This window comes from Pseudomonas sp. LB3P93 (genome assembly GCF_054898025.1).
Map to the genome: position 1 here is coordinate 6,037,010 of NZ_CM142713.1, position 17,034 is coordinate 6,054,043.

Annotated in this window: 15 protein-coding genes and 1 pseudogene; 6 read left to right on the top strand and 10 right to left on the bottom strand. The window is 56.2% G+C overall.

Going from position 1 to position 17,034, the window contains the following annotated elements; translation table 11 throughout:
* Nucleotides 1–44: 44 nt before the first annotated feature.
* Nucleotides 45–2,168, bottom strand: a complete 2,124-nt coding sequence (locus tag ACYZT8_RS27640) for a putative bifunctional diguanylate cyclase/phosphodiesterase (RefSeq protein WP_461977416.1) — start codon at nt 2,166–2,168, stop codon at nt 45–47.
* Nucleotides 2,169–2,490: 322 nt separating this feature from the next.
* Here ACYZT8_RS27640 and ACYZT8_RS27645 point away from each other — a divergent pair, with 322 nt between their 5' ends.
* From ACYZT8_RS27645 to ACYZT8_RS27655, 3 genes are all read left to right on the top strand, one after another.
* Nucleotides 2,491–3,159, top strand: coding sequence for a polysaccharide lyase family 7 protein (locus ACYZT8_RS27645; protein WP_461977418.1), 669 nt, complete (start codon nt 2,491–2,493; stop codon nt 3,157–3,159).
* Between the two features lie 731 nt (nt 3,160–3,890).
* On the top strand, nt 3,891–4,184 hold the full coding sequence (locus tag ACYZT8_RS27650) for a fructose-bisphosphate aldolase (protein WP_461977420.1): 294 nt from the start codon (nt 3,891–3,893) through the stop codon (nt 4,182–4,184).
* Between the two features lie 269 nt (nt 4,185–4,453).
* The gene (locus ACYZT8_RS27655; RefSeq protein WP_461977422.1) at nt 4,454–4,978 is read left to right on the top strand and encodes a hypothetical protein; all 525 of its coding nucleotides are present in this window, start codon (nt 4,454–4,456) and stop codon (nt 4,976–4,978) included.
* 166 nt (nt 4,979–5,144) lie between these two features.
* On the opposite strand, the gene ACYZT8_RS27660 is transcribed toward ACYZT8_RS27655, so the two are convergent.
* From ACYZT8_RS27660 to ACYZT8_RS27670, 3 genes and pseudogenes are all read right to left on the bottom strand, one after another.
* Nucleotides 5,145–5,276 carry a hypothetical protein gene (locus tag ACYZT8_RS27660; protein WP_461977424.1) on the bottom strand — a complete coding sequence of 44 codons (132 nt, stop codon included), beginning with the start codon at nt 5,274–5,276 and terminating at the stop codon, nt 5,145–5,147.
* 277 nt (nt 5,277–5,553) lie between these two features.
* Nucleotides 5,554–5,676 (bottom strand): annotated as a pseudogene (locus tag ACYZT8_RS27665) (fructose-1,6-bisphosphate aldolase); the annotation flags it as partial.
* 24 nt (nt 5,677–5,700) lie between these two features.
* Nucleotides 5,701–7,086: an IS4 family transposase gene (locus ACYZT8_RS27670; protein ID WP_461977426.1), complete on the bottom strand. Its 1,386-nt coding sequence runs from the start codon at nt 7,084–7,086 to the stop codon at nt 5,701–5,703.
* A 510-nt stretch (nt 7,087–7,596) separates the two neighbouring features.
* Here ACYZT8_RS27670 and ACYZT8_RS27675 point away from each other — a divergent pair.
* A complete protein-coding gene (locus tag ACYZT8_RS27675) occupies nt 7,597–8,055 on the top strand; it encodes a hypothetical protein (protein ID WP_461977428.1) in 459 nt (152 codons plus the stop codon).
* Nucleotides 8,056–8,150: 95 nt separating this feature from the next.
* On the opposite strand, the gene fba is transcribed toward ACYZT8_RS27675, so the two are convergent.
* The 6 genes from fba to tkt form a co-directional block, all read right to left on the bottom strand.
* A complete protein-coding gene (fba, locus tag ACYZT8_RS27680) occupies nt 8,151–9,215 on the bottom strand; it encodes a class II fructose-bisphosphate aldolase (protein ID WP_046045276.1) in 1,065 nt (354 codons plus the stop codon).
* 290 nt (nt 9,216–9,505) lie between these two features.
* A complete protein-coding gene (locus ACYZT8_RS27685) occupies nt 9,506–9,838 on the bottom strand; it encodes an MliC family protein (RefSeq protein WP_131060609.1) in 333 nt (110 codons plus the stop codon).
* A gap of 56 nt (nt 9,839–9,894) precedes the next feature.
* Nucleotides 9,895–10,116, bottom strand: a complete 222-nt coding sequence (locus tag ACYZT8_RS27690; RefSeq protein ID WP_010466937.1) for a hypothetical protein — start codon at nt 10,114–10,116, stop codon at nt 9,895–9,897.
* 34 nt (nt 10,117–10,150) lie between these two features.
* A complete protein-coding gene (locus ACYZT8_RS27695) occupies nt 10,151–11,314 on the bottom strand; it encodes a phosphoglycerate kinase (RefSeq protein ID WP_461977431.1) in 1,164 nt (387 codons plus the stop codon).
* 17 nt (nt 11,315–11,331) lie between these two features.
* On the bottom strand, nt 11,332–12,381 hold the full coding sequence (gene epd, locus ACYZT8_RS27700) for an erythrose-4-phosphate dehydrogenase (protein WP_461977432.1): 1,050 nt from the start codon (nt 12,379–12,381) through the stop codon (nt 11,332–11,334).
* Nucleotides 12,382–12,533: 152 nt separating this feature from the next.
* The gene (gene tkt / locus ACYZT8_RS27705) at nt 12,534–14,531 is read right to left on the bottom strand and encodes a transketolase (RefSeq protein ID WP_461977435.1); all 1,998 of its coding nucleotides are present in this window, start codon (nt 14,529–14,531) and stop codon (nt 12,534–12,536) included.
* A gap of 260 nt (nt 14,532–14,791) precedes the next feature.
* On the opposite strand from tkt, the gene ACYZT8_RS27710 reads away from it, so the two are divergent.
* Both ACYZT8_RS27710 and metK read left to right on the top strand, forming a co-directional pair.
* Nucleotides 14,792–15,787 carry an ArsR/SmtB family transcription factor gene (locus ACYZT8_RS27710; protein WP_461977437.1) on the top strand — a complete coding sequence of 332 codons (996 nt, stop codon included), beginning with the start codon at nt 14,792–14,794 and terminating at the stop codon, nt 15,785–15,787.
* An 18-nt stretch (nt 15,788–15,805) separates the two neighbouring features.
* A complete protein-coding gene (metK, locus tag ACYZT8_RS27715) occupies nt 15,806–16,996 on the top strand; it encodes a methionine adenosyltransferase (protein ID WP_010466931.1) in 1,191 nt (396 codons plus the stop codon).
* Nucleotides 16,997–17,034: the final 38 nt, after the last annotated feature.

Genomic DNA, 17,034 nt, shown 5'->3' on the forward strand with positions numbered 1-17,034 from the left:
GGGGCGGCAACACAATCACGGAAAAGGTCGCCAGTGTAGCGAATTCAGCGGGTCAGCGCGCTCCAGTCAAACGGCGCGACAAAGTCACCGGCGTCCTCGGCCATCATCGGCCGCCCTACCAGAAAACCTTGCACGTACTGACAACCATTGGCTTGCAGCCATTCATATTGCGCAATGGTTTCAACCCCTTCGGCAATCACCAGCATTCCGTATTGCTTGCACAGGTCGATCACATTGCGCACCAGCGCCGCATCCCGTTCGGACGTCGGCAAGCGGGCGATCAGATGCCGATCGAACTTGAGCGTGTCCAGCTCAAGATCGCGCAGGTGAGACAGCGAGCACGGCCCGGAGCCGAAGTCATCCAGCGCCACCCGCACCCCGAGATTGCGCAGCAAGCGCAGCGTCTTGCGGGTTTCCTCGGGGTTTTGCATCAACGCTTCTTCCGTCACTTCGACTTCCAGATAACGCGGTTGCAAGCCGTGACGTTCCAGCACCTGGCGCAATTCCGTGACCAGGTTGGGCATGCCGAATTGAGTGCTGCTCAAGCTGACACCCAGCACCAGATCCTCGGCAAACAAGGTTTCCCAGGCTTTGCGCTGGCCGGCCCCGCGATGGTAAATCCAGCTGCCCAGACGACTGATCAGCCGCGCCTCTTCCAGCAACGGCAAAAACAGCCCCGGCGGTACGTCGCCGACACTCGGGTGCTGCCAACGCAACAGCGCTTCAAAGCCACGAATCTGTCCGGTGTTGATCGCCACCTGCGGTTGATACACGAGGTTGAAATCACGGTTTTCAATGGCCGTGCGCACGCTCTCTTCGAGCATCAGCCGCGAGCGCGCCCGGCCATTCATGTCGTGATCGTAGAAACGGTATTGCTGCCGGCCGGCACGTTTGGCTTCGTACATCGCAATGTCCGACGCACGCAGCAGACCATCAAGATTCGAACCGCAATCCGGGTATGTGGCGATGCCGATGCTGGCGCCCAAAGCGATGTCCAGACCATCAATCTGCTGACAGATCGACACCCGCTCAATGAGCTTCTCGGCAATCTTCGCTGCTTGCTCGGGGAATTCCAGATCCAGCAGCGCCGTGAATTCGTCGCCGCCCATGCGCGCCAGAATGTCGAAGGGCCGCAGACAGGCTTTCAATTGCTCGGACACCCAGCGCAGCACCCGGTCGCCGGCATCGTGACCGAGGGAATCGTTGACGCGTTTGAAGCCGTCGAGGTCCAGGTACAGCAGCACCCAGGCGCCGTCGGAACGTTCGCCACGCAACAGCAGATTTTCAACCGTCTGGTAAAAGCCGCGACGGTTGAGCAGCCCGGTCAGCGGATCGGTCACCGCCTGGAATTCCAGTTGCTGATGCAGGTGGCGCACCACCGACATGTCCAGCACCGTCACCACCATCGCATGTTGTTCACTGGGCAACGGCGCGCAGGACAGCGCCACCGGCACTTGTTGCCCGGGCGCCGTTCGCAGCAGAGCGTCGTGCAGGCGCAGGGTTTCGCCGCGTCTGTAACCGGTATAAAAATCGGAGTCCGCCCAGACCGGGATATGCGGCTTTTGCAGGAAATCCAGAAACTCCCTGCCTTGCAGGTCTTGCACCGTGGCATTGAGCAACCGCGACATCGCCGGGTTGGCAAAGCGGATCAGACCGTCCTCACCCACCACCAGGATGCCCTCGGCGGCGTTGTCCAGCACCGAGGCATTAAACGCGCGCGCGACCTCCAGATCGTGGCTCAGGCGCTGCAACGCACGACGATTGCGCTGATGCTCCAGCAACGCCTGTACCTTGGGCTTGAGAATTTGCGGGTCGAACGGCTTGAACAGGTAATCCACGGCACCACTGGCGTAGCCCTTGATCACGGCGTCCTGGGACTGTTCATTGGCGGTGAGGAAAATAATCGGTGTGAGACGGGTGCGCTGACTGCCGCGCATCAGGCGCGCCACTTCAAAACCGTCCATGCCCGGCATCTGCACGTCCAGCAGCACCAGGTCGACATCGTGTTCGAGTAAAAGACTGAGCGCTTCAAAACCGGAAGCCGCGGTCATCACCTGCCAATCCTGGCGCTGGAGCAACGCGCGCATGCTGATCAGGTTTTCAGGGTAATCATCGACGATTAAAAGGATCGAGCTGCCTTCAGCTGGCGTAGGTTGCGCGCATTCCATGCTGCTTCTCATATTCGGGGCGTCAGGCCGGTTTCTCGTGAAAACCGGACAAATACTGAGACTTCACTCTAGACCGGGATCCGCAAAAGCAGAAGCTATCAGTGAGCCATCATTTAACCATCACGTACATTTGCCGACTAACGGTCGCTTCTACAGCCCCCTGAAACCGGGAAAGATGGCCTTTTAACAGGATTTTGACGCCATCCGTTTGTCATTTACGCATTAACAAATTGAACTTCTGCGCTTATAAGGATTGCCCCAAGGCGCGAGCCAGAGCTTCTGGCACGCGCGTGCAGTAAAAAATTCGTGGAAGCTTTTGTCTATGATCGATCTCGCAACCTGGAACCTGAGCGTTCCTGTCGGCAATCCGCCGTACACCGTTGACACTCCAAAACTGGTGAAAGGCTTCAAGGATCAATACTTCCACTCCAACACTGGCACCCTGTTTTTCTGGGCTCCGGTCACCGGCTCCAAAACTGAAAACGCAAAGTACCCCCGCACCGAACTGCGCGAAACCTACAGCAACGGCACCCTGAAAAACTGGCTCTACCCGGACGCCGACAACTCTCTGCGCGCCACCCTCGCAGTCAACCAGGTACCGAGCTCAGGCAAAATCGTCATTGGCCAGATCCACGCCTATGAAAGCCAGAAGCCCATGGTGAAGCTTGAGTATCAATACAAAACCAGCACCGCCACCGGCAACATCGTCGCCAAGGTACGCATGCACCCGGATGACGGCGAAGGCCGGGTCATCACCATCGCCACCGGGGTGAAACTCGACCGGGAGTTTTCCTACCTCATCCACCTGAGCCCTGGCGGAGCGCTGGGCATCAGTGCGGCGGGCTACCAGTGGGACACCGACATCAGCAAGACATGGCGCGACAAGCCGCTGTATTTCAAGGCTGGGGTTTATGTGCAGGACCACACCGGGTACACCAGTGAAGGCGGGAAAGTGACGTTCAGCAAGCTGGATATTGATCACGATAAGTAATCCCCTTCACCCCGATCGTTCCCACGTCGAGGCGTCGAACCGTCCGCGTGGTAACGCATCCCGGGACGCTCCGCGTCCCAACCCTCTCAAGAACACCACATCCCCTGTAGCAGCTGTCGAGCCTGCGAGGCTGCGTCCGACCGCGTAGCAGTCGCAACACACCAAACACCGTATTCCTGAAAAACACGGTGATCGGTTTCACGACTGCTGCGCAGCCGTACGCAGCCTCGCAGGCTCGACAGCTGCTACAAACCAATCATCTACGCGTCCGAAAAACTCGTAGGACGCCTCTGACCGTGGCGAGAGAGCTTGCTCCCGCTGGACGACGAAGCAACCCCAAATCCTGCCATCAATTTCCGATGACTCCCCACAGCGCCTTGTTTTACTGCGGTCACGCCGTAAACCAAAACCACCCCACCTAACTAAAAGGCCAGGCAGGCGTCCTACAGGTCGGTTGCGGGAGCCTGAATTGCTGCCTAACGTTGGCCTGTCGCTGACACCGTTGGCGATAGGGTTTCGCAGCCCTAACGATACGTGTAGTAACCTAGCGCCTCGAAAATGACGGGCGCATCAGCACTCGTCCTCCTTTTTATGGTGGCTGTGTGTGGGAGACCTTCGGGTCTGCCGGGTTCCTCGTATCCTCGGTCTGCGAACCCGCACACAGCTACCGCCCAATTCGTTTCGCAGCGAACGGTAGTAGCTCTTCTTTTTCGATTCGAGGAGTTTTACTTATGACAATGAACAACCCGACACGCCGCTTCACCCCTATGTCCCAATTCGCCACCGACTACCCCGTCCTGCTCATCGACAGCGACGCCCCGCTACGCGAACTCCACAACTGCGTCAGTGAACGCCTGAACGCCGTTCTCAAATACCTCAACCTCATGGCCTGCACCAGCCTGCCGGACTATGCGGAACACGACATCAACACCGTCACCAACGTTGCCCGGATCATGATTCAGGACATTGCTGATGTATTTGGGGTGATTGAACAGCGCGGGTTTGATACACCTAAAGCCAAGTAGCCGATTTTCTGACAATAAAAACCCGCTTATGCGGTTTTTTTGTTTGTACGCTTGCTCTGCATTCGCTAAGCGCAAGTTCGTTCCCCTATAGCAAAACGATATTAAAAACTGTCAGAACTTACAGGTTCAACAAACGATACATCTATCTAGTCTCTTCTATGCAATAACAGAGCAATGGAAAGAGTAGCCAGCCGTCCACCTACCGCACTCTTTTATACATAAAATTGGAATAATAATTATTCAAAGCCCCACAAGAGAGAGGTGAAAAAATGAAAACCTTAACGGCGTATTTGATTACTTTAATGATGACGATATTCTCCATACCTAGCCAGGCTGAATCGACCTTAAAGAACCCAATAGAAAGCTGCAAATCTAACATTGAGCCCTCTAGCGAGCAGCATAGAGAAATACTAGTCCCAAAAGACCAGTTCGAACTTTTCAAAGCATGCATACTAAAAGTACAAAGCTTAAATTTTATGCACAGCAACGGTGTCAGCTGTGAAAAAATAATTCCAGCATACGAAGAAATTTTGGCCAAAAGCAGCAAAGTGAATTTTTTTATATCAGATTATGATCGCAACAAGATCTTCAAAAGCTATGACCTACAAGAAGTCGAGAGTATCGGCACCGAGATTGATAATTATTATATGGGTTGCAAGGGCGACACGTATGATTCAAAAAATGAACTCCCAGACAAGGGGGACGTGTATGACATACAAGTAGTACACAACCGTGATAACTACCCAACATACGTCGACAAAATTAGTGGATTGAGTTACGCCGCAGCACCATAAAAACCTACAAAGGGGACACCCATTAGTATTTTGGCGACGTGTAGTAACCTAGCGCCTCGAAAAGACGGGCGCCTCAGCACTCGTCCTCCTTTTTTATGGTGGCTGTGTGTTGAATAGCAGTTTTTCAGGGGAATAAAAAACCCGCGTTATCGCGGGTTTTTTCAGACTATTTAGATTCTTTAGGAATCGTCATAGGGGCAGGCTTTTTGCCGTTTTCTAAATCACCAAAGTTCTTTTCAACAGGAATGGTGTAAGGGGCCGGCTTTTTACCGTCTTTCTTTAAGTCCTTTGTACTCATGATTGCGTACTCCATTACATATTTTTGGGGAACAAGGGGCGATATGGTTTTACGCCTCTTTGTCTTTTTTCTTGTTACACGCTAGAGAATATGGCAATACAAACTTGCCAGCACCTGTAGGAAATGACAGTTTTTTATACGTTTTGGCGATTAATATATCGTTTCTTATAAAAACACTGAAAAGACATAAACAGATTACTCAATTCGATTCTTTATATGCACCCCAAAAAAAACCCGCCTCTCGGCGGGTTTTTTATGCGGCTAAAACGCTGAAGTCTTAGTTAACCTTAGCGTTCAACTCACCCTTCAAATACCGCTGATACATCGCTTCCAACGAGATCGGCTTGATCTTCGAAGCATTACCAGCAGTACCAAAAGCCTCATAACGAGCAAAGCAAACAAAGGGGACAGATTTGAATGGCACTTACTTAACATGTTTTGGGTGCCCGTTTTTTCTGACATCTGCCCTTGCTGACCGACGTGGTTTGGTCAGCAAGGGGTAGGCTTGAGGTCTTCGTTTTATGGCTCGCGGCTCGATACGACCAGGCCGATTCCCGACGCGCCTCTGAGCAATCAGCATCAATAAATTCGACAGGCCATCCTCGTCTTCGGGGCTGCCATATTGTCGCAACGCCAGCCATAGCTGAAGACTGTGTTTGAAGCTCAGTTCGCGAGGTAAACAGTCCGCTAACAGCGCCGATTGCGCCATCAGCATTCGGATCAGATTGTGTGCCAACAGGTAGACCCACAACTCCTTGACTGCCATGCCTGGGGTTTTGCAGCTTAACTTTCCAAGCCCCAGCGTAGCTTTGAGATTGCGCAGATCCAGTTCAACATGCCATCGACCCTTGTACAGCGATTTCAGGGCTGTTTTAGGTGTCTGCTTTGGGCAATGCAACGTGGTGACCAAAGTTTTCCCACCCGCCTTCAACTCTCGCACGGTCAGTCTTTCAGGCGCCTTTTCGTAATGCGTTTGACTCATCCACAGCGGTCTTCTTGCAGGCTTTTTCAATTCGATCAGGTGATCTTCCGAACCGAGACTCTGCCCTAGGCGAAAGTCCGTGCTGCGCCGTCGAGCACCGTATTGTTCGAACACGCCATCGATACCTCTTCGTTGCAACTCGCACAGCAAGAAATAGGTAGCGTAGTAAGCGTCGCCTAACAAAATGTCACCTGTTTTCAACGTGTCGAGCATTGATCTGAGCAGCGTCTGTTCATCGCCGCCCTTGCCTCGGAAACGCCCAAGGGCAGCATCTAAAACGGCGCCGCTGGAGAGGCAGACGATGCCCACCACTCGACACAACGGAAAACCAAGACCGACTTTCTGGCCGCGAGATTGCGGATAGGCGCCCTGATTGGCCGCTGTGTCGGGCATGCTGACCGTCGTGCCATCCACCAGCCGCACAGGCCGTCCCATCCAGCGCCACGACGAGGGTGCGTTATCACTTATTGAAGCACCGGTGTGCCTGACCAGCGTGGAAACCATTTCCACAGGCAGGCGTTTTCTGGCTTTGCAGTAGGCGCCCGTGCGAGTGCTATTGGGCTTCATGCCGCCACATGACCGTTTAATCGACAGGTCGTTCACGGCGTTCTGGCAGGAGCGGTCGGCGCTCATTGCTTGAGCCAGGAACATAGACAACGTTTCAGTTGGCGGAAACAGGCGTTCCCGATGTTCTGGCAGTGCAGACTCGACGAGTTGTAAGAGATCGGGAGACGTGAGGAGATTGAAAAACGCATAGGCATCGCAGTCCAACGCGTGTCGATGAAAACGTTGCTGTTGATGCTGAAGAATTTCACGTCTACGATCCATTTGGGGCTGTGTCCTTGGTTTGTCGGGGTGTGTTCGCAACTATCACCGTAGACCAAGACCAGCCCTTCTTCATTTTTTGCTTTCAGCTCAAGTGGTTAGCTGTTAAGTAAGTGCCATTCAGATCTGTCCCCTTTTGCCCTGCTCTTTTGCCCTGGATCATGATTCAGGACATTGCTGATGTATTTGGGGTGATTGAACAGCGCGGGTTTGATACACCTAAAGCCAAGTAGCCGATTTTCTGGCAATAAAAACCCGCTTATGCGGGTTTTTTGTTTGTACGCTTGCTCTGCATTCGCTAAGCGCAAGTTCGTTCCCCTATAGCAAAACGATATTAAAAACTGTCAGAACTTACAGGTACAGACAGACAAATCCACGCCTACTATCTCCCCATGCAACACTGATAAAGAAAAATTAACGAGAAAACAAATTAGCTTTCCTTTCTTTTCAGAAAGAAAGAAATACGGGAAATCACGCTCCATTTTTATAACAACTAGCCAAGGAAGCTTTAAAATGTCTACAAGTCATGCAAAATATTTAATACTGCAACAACTACAAGGAAATTTGGCACAACTACCTCAAGATGACAAATCTTTTGAAGAGTTTCACAACCAATTTCTCAATAAATTCATACAAGACCACCCGGAAGAGGTATCAAACGGACTACGCAGCTGCATCTTAAAAAATGACAGACATCAAGATTTTCAAGCAATCTATTCACGCGTATTTGATACCGAACAACTTAAAGCGTTTTTATTTATCGGAAGTCTCTCTCTACAACAGGTAAAGAGCACAGTGCCGGAGCTTTATGAGGCGGCGCTGGCAGTAATCCGTGGGATTGGAGCGATGCAATATAACATTGACATCCCGCCTATCCGTGATGAGACCTTGCGAGAATTTAAATCTATCGATGAAGCAGCCTCATATTTAATCGCCAAACGAAGAGAGTGGGGGGCAGAATCAACAATTTAAATTCCGATTTGAATTTAACAGTTCCCCTCCAACACTATTTTGTGCAAAAAACCCGCCTCTCGGCGGGTTTTTTATGCAACTCAAACGCGAAAGGCTTAGTTCACCTTAGCGTTCAACTCACCCTTCAAATACCGCTGATACATCGCTTCCAACGAGATCGGCTTGATCTTCGAAGCATTACCGGCAGTACCGAAAGCTTCATAACGCGCAATACAAACATCCCGCATCGCCGTCACAGTCGCACCAAAGAACTTACGCGGATCAAACTCGCTAGGATTGGTCGCCATCAACCGACGCATCGCACCGGTAGAAGCCAAACGCAGGTCAGTATCAATGTTGACCTTACGCACGCCGTGCTTGATGCCTTCAACAATCTCTTCAACCGGCACGCCGTAGGTTTCTTTGATGTCGCCGCCGTACTGGTTGATGATCGCCAGCCAGTCTTGCGGAACCGAAGACGAGCCGTGCATCACCAGGTGGGTGTTCGGGATGCGTTTGTGGATTTCTTTGATGCGGTCGATGGCCAGCACGTCGCCGGTAGGTGGCTTGGTGAACTTGTACGCGCCGTGGCTGGTGCCGATGGCGATGGCCAAGGCATCAACTTGGGTGCGTTTGACGAAGTCAGCGGCTTCTTCCGGGTCGGTCAGCATTTGGCTGTGATCCAGAACGCCTTCGGCGCCGATGCCGTCTTCTTCACCAGCCATGCCGGTTTCCAGCGAACCCAGGCAGCCCAGCTCGCCTTCTACCGATACGCCGCAGGCGTGAGCCAGGGCCACAGTTTGTTGGGTGACGCGGATGTTGTAGTCGTAGTCGGTCGGGGTCTTGCCGTCTTCGCCCAGGGAGCCGTCCATCATCACCGAGCTGAAGCCCAGTTGGATGGAGCGCTGGCAGACGTCAGGGCTGGTGCCGTGGTCCTGGTGCATGCACACCGGGATGTGCGGGAATTCTTCGATGGCGGCCAGGATCAGGTGACGCAGGAACGGTGCGCCGGCGTATTTGCGAGCACCGGCCGAAGCCTGGACGATCACCGGGGAGTCAGTCTTGTCAGCGGCTTCCATGATGGCGCGCATCTGCTCAAGGTTGTTGACGTTGAAGGCTGGAACGCCGTAGCCGAACTCGGCTGCGTGGTCCAGCATCTGGCGCATGCTGATAAGTGCCATTGTGTGTGTCTCTCCCGGTTTGGGTCGTTAATCGTGCCAGCCTGCCGTAGCGGCGGCGGCTATTCAAGTTATTGCAGATCGGGGGTTGGCCCGGGCTGCGAATTCGGTACAACATAAATCCTGAGTGTGACGAAGAACCTGTGGCGAGGGAGCTTGCTCGCGTTCGGCTGCGAAGCAGTCGTAAACCGGTCAACTCGGTCTTTCTCAAACACGGTGTCGACTGACTTTGGGAGCGCTTCGCACTCCAGCGGGAGCAAGCTCCCTCGCCACAAAAGCCCTGCGATCGGCTCTTACTGCGCTTTACAACCGCGGCCAATCAAATCATTGGTGGCGACCCAGTAAACCAGGCCTTCCTCACCTTTTACGTGAAACGCCAGCATGTCGTTGCTGTACAGCGATCCTTCGGCGCCCGGCTCAAGTTTCAAGCGGTAGACCTGATCGGCCCCGCCGAGGCGTACGTCGACTTCCTTGCGGCTGTCGTCGGTGTAGCGCCAGAGCACTTTGGCCTGGCTGTCGCAGGTCCAGGTGGTCCAGTTGTCCGTGGATTCGGCAGGCTTGAACAGGTTGAAATTCGAGCAACCGGCCAGCAATGCCAACGCCATAACGGCGATAAAACCTTTCATCCATGTTCCTCGACTGACGGCGCACGCCGCCAGCCCTGAGTAATGTGTCAGACCCGTCAAGGGCAACCATGTTCCTTGGCCGGGGTCTGTGTCTCGTATTTTTCCAGGCCATCAGGCCCGGAGCGCTTGTTGATCACCGGGTTGGTTTCCGCTTGCCAGTCGGCCTGGTAACAGCCTTTTTCCACAGACTGCGGCGCAGGTTCCGGCTTGGCTTTCGGGTTACTCCCGCAAGCCACCAGCATTCCCGCAGCGATCAACAGCGCTAACGGCTTGACCATGAGAACACTCCTTTGCGTGGTCAAATGGACGACCTCAGGCCTTGGCACGGCTTTCCAGGACTTCAACGGCTGGCAACACCTTGCCTTCCACGAACTCAAGGAACGCGCCGCCGCCGGTAGAAATGTAGGAGATCTTATCGGCAACGCAATATTTATCGATGGCGGCCAGGGTGTCGCCGCCGCCAGCGATGGAAAACGCCGAGCTTTCTGCGATGGCCTGGGCCAGGACTTTGGTGCCGTTACCGAACTGGTCGAATTCGAACACGCCGACCGGACCGTTCCACAGGATGGTCTTGGACGACTTCAGCAGCTCGGCGAAATTCGCCGCGGTCTGTGGGCCGATATCCAGAATCATGTCGTCTGCGGCTACGTCGGCGATCAGTTTGACGGTGGCAGTGGCGCTTTCAGCAAATTCCTTGGCGACGACAACGTCGACCGGCAACGGCACGCTGACTTTGGCAGCGATTTCGCGAGCGGTGTCCAGCAGGTCCGGTTCGTACAGGGACTTGCCGACCGGGTGACCGGCAGCAGCCAGGAAGGTGTTGGCAATGCCGCCGCCGACGATCAACTGGTTGCAGATCTGGCTCAGGCTGTTCAGTACGTCGAGTTTGGTCGACACCTTGGAGCCGGCAACGATGGCAGCCATTGGCTGGGCCGGGGCGCCGAGGGCTTTGCCCAGTGCGTCCAGTTCAGCAGCCAGCAGCGGGCCGGCGGCAGCGACTTTGGCGAACTTGGCCACGCCGTGGGTCGAACCCTCGGCACGGTGAGCGGTGCCGAAGGCGTCCATCACAAACACGTCGCACAGGGCGGCGTATTGCTGGGCCAGTTCGTCAGCGTTCTTTTTCTCGCCTTTGTTGAAGCGCACGTTCTCGAACAGAACGATGTCGCCAGCCTTCACGTCGACGCCGCCCAGGTAATCGGCAACCAGCGGCACTTCGCGGCCCAGGGCCTTGCTCAGGTAGTCAGCGACTGGCTTGAGGCTGTTCTCGGCCGAGAACTCGCCTTCGGTCGGACGGCCAAGGTGCGAGCAGACCATCACGGCCGCGCCTTTTTCCAGGGCCAGCTTGATGGTCGGCAGCGAAGCCAGGATTCGCGCATCGCTGGTGACTACACCGTCCTTGACTGGGACGTTGAGGTCTTCGCGGATCAGTACGCGCTTACCTTGCAGATCGAGGTCGGTCATCTTCAACACGGTCATGGGTCGCAATTCCTGGTTTACGGTTTTGGAGAGGCTGTTTGCAGGTAATGCTCTGCAACATCCAGCATTCGGTTGGCAAAACCCCATTCGTTGTCGAACCAGGCCAGGATATTCACCAGCCGTGGGCCGGAAACTCGGGTCTGACTGGCATCGACGATGGCCGAATGTGGGTCATGATTGAAATCACAGCTTGCGTGCGGGAGCTCGGTGTAGGCCAGCAAGCCTTTGAGCGGGCCGCTGGTGGCGGCCTCGCGCAGAATCCGGTTGACCTCGGTGGCGTCGGTGTCGCTGACGGTCTGCATCGTAATGTCGAGGCAAGACACGTTAACCGTCGGCACCCGCACGGCTTTGGCCTGAATTCGCCCGGCAAGTTCCGGCAACAGGCGTTCGATGCCACGCGCCAGACCAGTGGACACCGGAATCACCGACTGGAACGCCGAACGTGTGCGGCGCAGGTCCTCGTGATGATAGGCGTCGATGACCGGCTGATCGTTCATTGCCGAGTGGATGGTGGTGATCGACACGTATTCCAGACCAATGGCCTGATCCAGCAGGCGCAACAGCGGCACGCCGCAGTTGGTGGTGCAGGACGCGTTGGACACCAGCAACTCGTCGCCGGTCAGGCAATCCTGGTTCACACCGTAGACGATGGTGGCGTCGACATCCGCCTCGCTGGCCATCGGCTGGGAAAACAGCACACGCGGTGCGCCGGCGTCGAGGAACCGCTGGCCATCGGCACGCGTGTGGTAAGCGCCGGAGCACTCCAGCACCAGATCGACGCCCAACGACGCCCAATCGATGCCTTCGGGGGTGGCACTGCGCAGGACCTTCACGCAGTTGCCTTGAATATGCAGACAATCGTCCTCAACCCGCACTTCGCCGGGAAAACGCCCGTGCGTGGAGTCGAAGCGTGTCAGGTATTCGATGCTGGCCATGTCAGCCAGATCGTTGATCGCGACAATTTCAAACCCGGCCTTATCGCCTCGCTCAAACAACGCACGCAAGACGCAACGACCAATCCGGCCGTAGCCGTTGAGTGCAACTTTGTAAGGACGCGGTTGAGGCATGGGGTTCTCGATTACCGTGGTGAATCCTTCAATCCAGCGCTGCCTGACCGACCGCTATCGCGGGCAAGCTCGCTCCCACAGGACCGATGGAGATCCTTGTGGGAGCGGGCTTGCCCGCGATGGCGTCGGCCCGGACACCGCAACTGTCGGACTTAGTCTTCCAGCAGCTCTTCAGCCTGACCCAGGATGTTTTCCAGGGTAAAGCCGAACTCTTCGAACAAGGCTGGCGCAGGCGCCGACTCGCCGAAGGTGGTCATGCCGATCACGCGGCCTTCCAGGCCCACGTACTTGTACCAAAAGTCCGCGTGAGCGGCTTCGATAGCGATACGAGCGCTGACCTGCAACGGCAGAACTGCTTGCTTGTAGCCGGCGTCCTGAGCATCGAACACGCTGGTGCAAGGCATCGAAACAACGCGCACTTTGCGACCTTGTTCCGTCAGCTTGTCGTAAGCCTGAACCGCCAGACCGACTTCGGAACCGGTAGATATCAGGATCAGCTCAGGCTCGCCTGCGCAGTCCTTCAACACGTAACCGCCTCGGGCGATGTCGGCGATTTGCAGCGCGCTGCGTTCCTGATGCTGCAGGTTCTGACGCGAGAAGATCAGCGCCGAAGGGCCGTCCTTGCGCTCGATGGCCTCTTTCCAGCAAACGGCCGATTCAACGGCATCGGCTGGACGCCAGGTGTCGAGGTTCGGGGTGCTGCGCAGGCTGGTCAGTTGCTCGATCGGCTGGTGAGTCGGGCCGTCTTCGCCCAGACCGATGGAGTCGTGGGTGTAGACGAACACCACACGCTTCTTCATCAGCGAAGCCATGCGCACAGCGTTGCGCGCGTATTCCATGAACATCAGGAAGGTCGCGCCGTAAGGCACCAGACCGCCGTGCAAAGCCACGCCGTTCATGATCGCGCTCATGCCGAATTCGCGAACACCGTAGTACATGTAGTTGCCGCTGGCGTCTTCAGCCGAAACACCTTTGCAACCTTTCCACAGGGTCAGGTTGGAACCGGCCAGGTCAGCAGAGCCGCCGAGCAGTTCAGGCAACAGCGGGCCGTAGGCATTCAGTGCGTTCTGGCTGGCTTTACGGCTGGCAATGGTTTCGCCCTTGGCCGCGACTTCAGCAATATAAGCCGAGGCTTTTTCCGCGAAGTCTTCCGGCAGATCGCCGCCCAGGCGACGGACCAGTTCGTTGGCCAGCTCAGGGAACGCAGCGGAGTACGCAGCGAAACGCTGATCCCACTCGGCTTCGGCCGCGCGGCCGGCTTCCTTGGCGTCCCATTCGGCATAGATGTCAGCCGGGATTTCGAACGGGCCGTGGTTCCATTTCAGTGCAGCACGGGTCAGAGCGATTTCCGCGTCACCCAATGGGGCGCCGTGGCAGTCTTCTTTACCTTGCTTGTTCGGCGAACCGAAACCGATGGTGGTCTTGCAGCAGATCAGGGTTGGCTGATCGCTTTTGCGCGCGGTTTCGATCGCGATCTTGATCTCTTCCGGGTCGTGACCGTCGACGTTGCGGATCACCTGCCAGTTGTAGGCTTCGAAACGCTTCGGGGTATCGTCGGTGAACCAGCCTTCGACTTCGCCGTCGATGGAGATGCCGTTGTCATCGTAGAAGGCGATCAGTTTGCCCAGGCCCAAAGTACCGGCCAGGGAGCCGACTTCGTGGGAAATGCCTTCCATCATGCAGCCATCACCCAGGAACACGTAGGTGTGGTGGTCGACAACGTTGTGGCCAGGACGGTTGAACTGCGCTGCCAGGACTTTTTCAGCCAGGGCGAAACCTACAGCGTTGGCCAGGCCTTGGCCCAATGGACCGGTGGTGGTTTCAACGCCCGGCGTGTAACCGAATTCCGGGTGGCCCGGAGTGCGGCTGTGCAGTTGGCGGAAGCTTTTCAGGTCATCGATCGACAGGTCATAGCCGGTCAGGTGCAGCAGCGAGTAGATCAACATCGAGCCGTGACCGTTGGACAGCACGAAGCGGTCACGGTCGGCGAACGATGGATTGCTCGGATTGTGCTTCAGGTAGTCACGCCAAAGTACTTCGGCGATATCCGCCATACCCATAGGGGCACCGGGATGGCCGCTGTTGGCTTTTTGCACGGCATCCATGCTGAGGGCACGAATGGCGTTGGCACGCTCACGACGGCTTGGCATCGCTGATCTCCTGGGGGCTGAATAAAACGAAACGGAAAAAAGGCGAGCATTTTCCCTCACCCACCCGCCTCGGGGCAATGACAGATAGTCATCTGGAGGCGTTTTTCCAATTGTTAACAGCGGTTTCGACTGATGAAACCTTTCCGCTGTTCGTTTGTTGACTGAACCTAACGCCGAGAAGTGCCATCTATCGAGCAATATCAAAACTTTTTGATATTGCTCTTGCGGGGATTTCTGACCATCACTAGACTGCTGGCCCTATGAATTTACGCGTGCCTTCCATTCAACATGACGAGTGCGATGAGCTGGCGGCCCTGTGCAAGGCCGGCGGCGATCCTCTGCGGCTGAATGTATTGCGCGCGCTGGCCAACGATTCGTTTGGCGTACTGGAACTGGCGCAAATCTTCGGGATGGGTCAGTCGGGCATGAGTCACCACCTCAAGGTCCTGGCCCAGGCCGACCTGGTGGCGACTCGCCGTGAAGGCAACGCGATTTTCTACCGTCGCGCCCTGCCCCACACCGATCTGTTGGGCGGCAAGCTGCACGCCGCCTTGCTCGAAGAAGTGGACAACCTGACCCTGCCGGCCGATGTGGAATCGCGGATCGCTCAGGTCCACGGGCAACGAGCCGCCGCCAGCCAGGACTTTTTCTCACGGGTGGCGGAGAAGTTTCGCGCCCAGCAAGACTTGATCGCCGGCCTGCCGCAATACCGCGAAAGCGTGGTGGCCTTGCTCGACAAGCTGAGTTTCAGCGAAGGCGCGACGGCCATCGAAGTCGGCCCCGGCGACGGCGAATTTCTGCCGGAACTGGCGCGCCGCTTCACCCAGGTCACGGCGCTGGACAACAGCCCGGCGATGCTCGAACTGGCGCGCCAGGTCTGCGAACGTGAAACGCTGGCTAACGTCAGCCTGCAATTGGCCGATGCATTGAATGGCGTCAGCCTTAAGGCCGATTGCGTAGTACTGAACATGGTGCTGCACCATTTCGCCGCGCCGGCCGAAGCGCTCAAGCACATGGCTGACTTGCTGCAACCGGGCGGTAGCCTGCTCGTGACAGAGTTATGTAGCCACAACCAGAGTTGGGCCAGGGAGGCCTGCGGTGATCTTTGGTTGGGGTTTGAACAGGACGATTTGGCCCGTTGGGCCACCGCTGCGGGACTCGTTCCCGGGGAAAGCCTCTATGTAGGCTTACGTAATGGTTTCCAGATCCAGGTCCGCCATTTTCAGCGACCGGCTGGCGACACTCACCATCGGTAAATTCAGGAAAAAATCGAGATGAGCGAATACTCCCTCTTCACCTCCGAGTCCGTGTCCGAAGGGCATCCGGACAAAATCGCCGACCAGATTTCCGATGCGGTGCTGGACGCCATCATTGCTGAAGACAAGTTCGCCCGCGTAGCGTGCGAGACTCTGGTTAAAACCGGCGTGGCAATCATCGCAGGTGAAGTCACCACGTCGGCCTGGGTCGATCTGGAAGAAATCGTGCGTAACGTCATTCTGGACATCGGCTATAACAGCTCCGATGTCGGCTTCGACGGTGCCACTTGCGGCGTGATGAACATCATCGGCAAGCAGTCCCCTGACATCAACCAGGGTGTCGACCGTGCCAAGCCTGAAGATCAGGGCGCCGGCGACCAGGGCCTGATGTTCGGCTACGCCAGCAACGAAACCGACGTGCTGATGCCAGCACCGATCACGTTCTCGCACCAGCTTGTGCAAAGGCAAGCCGAAGCCCGTAAATCCGGCCTGCTGCCTTGGCTGCGCCCGGACGCCAAGTCGCAAGTGACTTGCCGTTACGAAGGCGGCAAGGTTGTCGGTATCGACGCCGTTGTTCTGTCGACCCAGCACAACCCTGAAGTGTCGTACAAAGACCTGCGCGAAGGCGTGATGGAGCTGATCGTCAAGCACGTGCTGCCTGCCGAACTGCTGACCAAAGATACCCAGTTCCACATCAACCCGACTGGCCAGTTCATCATCGGTGGCCCGGTAGGTGACTGCGGTCTGACCGGTCGCAAGATCATCGTCGACAGCTACGGCGGCATGGCCCGTCACGGCGGCGGCGCGTTCTCCGGTAAAGATCCATCGAAGGTTGACCGCTCGGCGGCCTACGCCGGTCGTTATGTTGCCAAGAACATCGTCGCTGCCGGCCTGGCCGAGCGCTGCGAGATTCAGGTTTCCTACGCGATCGGTGTTGCCCAGCCGACTTCGATCTCCTTGAACACTTTCGGCACCGGCAAAATCAGCGACGACAAAATCGTCAAACTGGTTCGCGAAATTTTCGACCTGCGTCCATACGCGATCACCACCATGCTCGACCTGCTGCACCCGATGTACCAGGAAACCGCTGCGTACGGCCACTTCGGTCGCACCCCGGCGACCAAGACTGTGGGCGAAGACACTTTCACCACCTTCACCTGGGAAAAGACCGACCGCGCCGACGACCTGCGTACTGCAGCCGGCCTGTAAGACTTTCCTGGCGGTACCAAAAGCCCTGCACGGTTCGC